Raw genomic sequence first — 501 nt, forward strand, 5'->3', positions numbered from 1 at the left:
ATGAACGGGGAACGCCGTCGTTAATCGTTCACCGGTAAAGGCGTTGGTGGCGTAAAACACCTGTGAGTTTTGCGAATTCATTGTTCTTCCTTACTGTCCTTATTTCACTTCAAATCCGTACGCGTACGGGTCTTCGTCATCGACCCAAATGGTGTTGTGGCCATACACTTGTGCCCAACCTTCAATGCTCGGCAAAATCGCCGTTTGCCCGTTTACTTCGGTGATGCCCTCAATACGGCCGTTAAATAGGCTGCCGATGATGCTTTCATGCACGAAATCTTCGCCTGATTTGAGTTTTCCTTTCGCGTGCCATTGCGCCATGCGTGCGCTCGTGCCGGTTCCACATGGCGATCGGTCGAGCGCTTTATCGCCATAAAAAACGGCATTGCGAGCCGTTGCGCCGTCTTGCGTTGGTTTCCCTGTCCAAAGTACATGGGAAACGCCGCAAACCGTGGGGTCATTTGGATGGATGCATTCCACTGCATTAGAAACGGCGGTGCG

Annotated in this window: 1 protein-coding gene; it reads right to left on the reverse strand. The window is 52.1% G+C overall.

Annotated elements, in window-relative coordinates; genetic code table 11:
- Nucleotides 1-99: 99 nt before the first annotated feature.
- On the reverse strand, nt 100-501 hold a 402-nt coding region (locus R7R24_RS30875), incomplete at its 5' end, for a proline racemase family protein (protein ID WP_318120739.1).

The organism is Vibrio sp. 704, assembly GCF_033339295.1.